We start from the raw sequence: 4931 nt of genomic DNA, 5'->3' as shown, positions 1-4931 counted from the left end.
CTTTCATCTTGCCAGAAATGGCCGCTCCTTTCTCATCTATTTTGCGCTTCTCGCAATAAAATTACTCTCCGGTGTTTCGTTTTGCAAGAACCTCTTAATTCAATTATTTTTCTCCATTGATGCGTAAGCAGACGCAGTAGCTACAAATTATCCTATCAATATACTGATCACTACTTATCTTTTAAGCCAAGTAATTTGGATAATGCACAAAAGAAATAATTGTTCGATTTTCAATATGTTTTAATCTATTTTTCTTTAAGTTTTAATTACGAAACATGACAAAAATTATCTCCGCAAACCTCAACGGCATACGCTCTGCTTCAAAAAAAGGCTTTTTTGAATGGATGCAGCAACAGCAAGCAGATTTTGTTTGTGTGCAAGAGCTGAAGGCGCAAGCTGACGATATGACGGTAGATTTTTTGATGCCGCAGGGCTATCACGGTAATTTCCATTACGCGGAAAAAAAGGGATATTCAGGGACCGGGGTGTATAGCAAAGCTACGCCAGATAAAGTGGAGATTGGTTTTGGTAGTCCTGAATTTGATGCTGAGGGGCGCTATGTACGCTGCGACTTTGGTAACTTGTCGATAATCTCAGTATATTGCCCTTCAGGATCATCCTCGCCTGAGCGGCAAGAAGCTAAATTCCGGTTTATGGCCTTGTTTTACCCGCACTTACTAGATCTGATTGCCCAAGGACGTGAATTAGTCATTTGTGGTGACTGGAATATCGCCCATAAAGAAATCGATTTGAAAAACTGGAAAAGCAATCAAAAGAATTCCGGCTTTTTGCCGGAAGAACGTGCATGGATGACGCGCTTGTTTGATGAACAAGGTTGGGTTGACGTGTATCGCCGCTTGCATCCGCATACGACTGGCGAGGCTTATACCTGGTGGAGCAATCGTGGCCAGGCATGGGCGAATAACGTCGGTTGGCGAATTGATTATCATGTAGCAACGGCGGGCATTGCGGCTAAAGCAAAAACAGCCTCTATCTACAAAGACCAACGCTTTTCAGATCACGCGCCACTGATTATCGAATACGCATAAAGCTGTCTTTAAGAAAATATACTCCCTATCTGTATATAAGATTCATCTTAGATTGTCAATATAATCATTGGACAATCTAAGCCTAACTATTAATACCCCCTCTATTCTCTAAAATAGATCAAAAATCGTTTGCCAATCTATTCACTTCGTTTGACGCGGTCTGTCGCCACCGTAGCCAGTTTGCCACCCTCGGCACGGACATAAGTTTCTAGTGCATCCAAATCACGTCCGGCCAGTTGGCGATCTTGTCCTTGCTTAAACATAGTGAATGCATCGCCACCATCGGCCAGAAAACTATTCACAACGACCTTGTAGATTTTTGCCAATTCCAGAGGTTTGCCATTAATCAGAACATTTTGCACCCGCTGGGGTAGTGGAAAAGAGGTGCTCCAACGGTAGCTAAAGCTACTCGAAACGAATAACTTTTTAGGATTATCCGCCTCGCGTCCTTGCCATTGCTGCTGCAAAACGGCCATGATCTGCTCACCAGATAGACTCATACGAACCAGATTGTTACCAAATGGCTGTGATGCGTAGATATCGCCAAAAGTCACGGCTACCGATTTGCTCTCCGCACCCGACGGCAAGTCACTGCGAATACCACCCGAATTCATAAAGGCAATATCTGCTGGTCCACTATTTTGCGCGTACTTCAATTGCGCATCGGCGATAACATTACCCAAGCTACTATCAAAAATACCCTTAGCACTCTCACGCTTTAAAGGTGCGGCTAGCGTTGTAACCGGGCGTAGGCGGATTTCTGTGGTCAATGCTGCGACTTTATCCACTAACTGCTGCGCTTGCGGATCAGGTTTTAGCTTCTGCTGATCCACAAGATAATTGCTGGCGCTACTAGCAATCACTTGCTTACTGCTACGGTCAATGATGAGTTTGGTTTCTGTGAGATAAGCGCCGTAACTGCGTGCCTGCACAACTAAGCGACCATCAATCTTGCAGGTGTATCCTTGGTGGGTATGCCCGGATACCACTAGGCTGATTGCTTTGTCGAGTTTTTTGCTGATATCAATAATCGGCCCTTCTAAACCATTGCATGCATAACTTGGATCATTGGCGTCACCTTTATAATTACCGCCCTCATGGATAAGGACCACGATAGCGGAGACGCCTTGCTGTTTAATCTCTGGCACATAACGATTGATCGCAGTTGCCTCGTCCTCAAACTGCAAACCCCTTACACCATCACCTGCGACTAAATTGGGAGTGTCGGAAGTAACCGCGCCGATAAAAGCGATTTTGACATCACCGACCTGGCGAATCACATAGGGTTTAAGCCAGGATTTAGCGGTCTGCGTATCGATCACATTGGCAGCAATATATTCATATTTAGCACCAGAAAAGCCTGGGAATGGGCAGCCGCTCAGCGGACACTCGCCTTTTATCTTGCTCAATAAATCAACCCAGCCAGCGTCGAATTCATGATTGCCAACCGAAGTAACTGATAAGCCCATTTGATTAAAAGCCTCAATCACAGGCTGATCCTTTAACAAAGCAGAACCGATAGGCGATGCACCCATCAGATCGCCAGCCCCGACAAAAATGCTGGCAGTTGCTACTAGACGGCGCTGTTTTAAAAGTGCGGCCAGATAAGCGTAACCGCCGGCGGGCGTGGTCATGGCCTCACCGTGATCGTGCCCATGTTCTACCGGTGCCACTGGTGCCAAATAAGGTACAGGTTTATCAGACTGCAAATTGCCATGAAAATCGTTGATACTAAAGATCGTGATTTCACTTGTGCCAGCAGCGATTGACGGTTGTGCCGACTCCAGCCCTGATTGTTGTGTTTTTTGTGACACGGCACAAGCAACTAGCAGCAATGAGGCCATCAATGCTGGTACCGACTTCATCGTTAACATATCCATCCTTACAAAAAATGAAAAAAGCCTGCAATCGCGCTAAGCATGATTGCAGGCTCAAATAATGAGAAAGTTGCGACTAAGCCCAAGCACATCGCAACCTCCGGTCTTACATTTACTGATTAGAAATCAGCAGACAAAGTGACAGACATGAAACGTGGTGCGCCTAAGTAATAGAAAACACCTTTTGCCGCAGCAGTGCCATAGGGCAGCGCATTGGATACGTTAAAGCTAGATGGATTACGATATTTCTCGTTAGTCAAGTTACTAACATTGAGGCGCAACGTTGGCTTTTTCAAATAAGTTGTGTTTGGGAATTGGTAACCAGCGTCAAATCCAAGCAAAGTATAAGAAGGCACCAGTTCGTCGTTAGTCATTGTTGCTTGTTGACTGCTTGTGTACTTAGCCGTCATTCGCGTATACCAAACACCTGTTTCATACTGTGCGCTTAGACCAGCTTTCCAATTAGGCGTCAAAGTCATTTCTTTACCTGCAGTCGGTAAAGTTGCCGTTGAACTGACGACTAAATTATCTTGAATCTCGCTCTTCGCATAACCCAATGAGCTGTAAAACGACCAGCCATTGATTGGAGTATTACCTAATTCAACTTCAAAACCATGGGTCTTAACTTTTCCGACATTAGCCAAACTAACGGTATTTGTTGAAGGATCGTAAGCTGTTGCTTGGCGATTCTGGAAATTCACTGCATACACTGTGGCTTGAGCAGTTAATTTATCGCTTTGCAAACGGTATCCAACGTCAAGATTATATGAAGTTTCAGCTTTGACATCGATAGGCAACGTGGCGACGCCATTAGTTACAGGCAAACTTGCATAAACAAAATTTGGTGGAGCCTTCATATTACGAGCGAGACTAGCAAAAATCGAATTATTGTAGTCAATCTGGTAACGGGCACCCAATTGCGGCAATAATTCAGAATAAGTTCTCTTAATGTTATAAGTAACAGGCGCACTTTCATTCGCGTAATTAGTGAAATCACGTTTCATCGTAGGAGCACGCAAACCAAGGTTAACCGATAACTTGTCCTCCATCATGCTGATTGTATCTTGTGCAAAGAACTGATAAGCAGTACTAATTGTTTTCCAGTCACGGTTTTCAAATGGTGTGCCATCTGGGCGAAGAATACGGCCTTCACGCATCCAGATGTCGTTAGGATTGCCATTAGCATCGACTGCGACCATAGGACCAAATTGTTCATGTACTGCGCGCTCAACCCAGAAACCCGCCAAAATTTGATGATTACCAACGTTGTGGGACAAAGAGGCAGTAATACCTGGACGGTTGGTACGAGTTACGTTACTGCTGGCAACAATCACTTTGTCTAAAGTGTCGCCGTCACCATTTAAATCCACTCCAGCAGTATTTTTTCCAGTAGCTTTATTAAGGAATGCGCTTTCTGTTTGCAAACGTTGCTGTGTACCGCCAGTGCCGAAACCGTACCAAAAATAAGGAATGATTTTCAGGTCAGTATTTTCACCGACTCTGAACTTACCTACGGCTGATGCAATTATGTTCTGGAACGGGTTTTGTGTCAGCTTATAGAAAGTATCAGCATTTGCTTGGGTAGGATCATTACCGGCCTTACCTGGACTTGGGGGCACGTGTCCAATGAAGCTAGTAGAATAATCGTAGTAGTAACCGTTCTTCGCCAAATCAGCTAAGTTAAAAGTACTAATATTTTGGTTAATCGCACGGTTATACAAAATCGTACCGTTAATCGAATTAAAACGATCAAAGTCTGTACGGAAGCCGAAATCCACGTGATCACGGTTAGCACTGCCCTCACCTTTCCATTTATCTGCTTGAGCATGCGACACCGAAATGAACATGCGTGAACGCTCGTCTAACATACCAGTATCGTAACGAACATACGTTTTGGAGAGCGATAAACCACGGCGGATTCAGCTACGAAGAGCAACGGGAGGTAAGTTTTAGTGGGAGTATATCCAAATTATAAAAAACCTCAAACGGCGTTCGATAGCCGAGG

3 protein-coding genes are annotated in these 4931 nt (G+C 44.5%); 1 reads left to right on the top strand and 2 read right to left on the bottom strand.

The features are described from left to right. The first annotated feature begins 275 nt into the window (after window positions 1-275). Window positions 276-1049, top strand: a complete 774-nt coding sequence (locus AAKU64_RS22130) for an exodeoxyribonuclease III (RefSeq protein ID WP_354363056.1) — start codon at window positions 276-278, stop codon at window positions 1047-1049. 137 nt (window positions 1050-1186) lie between these two features. Here AAKU64_RS22130 and AAKU64_RS22125 read toward each other — a convergent pair whose 3' ends face one another. Together AAKU64_RS22125 and AAKU64_RS22120 are read right to left on the bottom strand one after the other, a co-directional pair. Next, window positions 1187-2923, bottom strand: a complete 1737-nt coding sequence (locus AAKU64_RS22125) for a bifunctional metallophosphatase/5'-nucleotidase (protein WP_354363055.1) — start codon at window positions 2921-2923, stop codon at window positions 1187-1189. Between the two features lie 122 nt (window positions 2924-3045). Continuing rightward, entirely contained in the window at window positions 3046-4794 is a 1749-nt protein-coding gene (locus AAKU64_RS22120; protein ID WP_354363053.1) for a TonB-dependent receptor, read from the bottom strand. Window positions 4795-4931 lie beyond the last annotated feature (137 nt).

The organism is Undibacterium sp. GrIS 1.8, assembly GCF_040544445.1.
Classification (GTDB): Bacteria; Pseudomonadota; Gammaproteobacteria; order Burkholderiales; family Burkholderiaceae_D; genus Undibacterium.
Note: the sequence above shows the minus strand (reverse complement) of the source record. Positions and strands in the feature narration are given on the sequence as shown.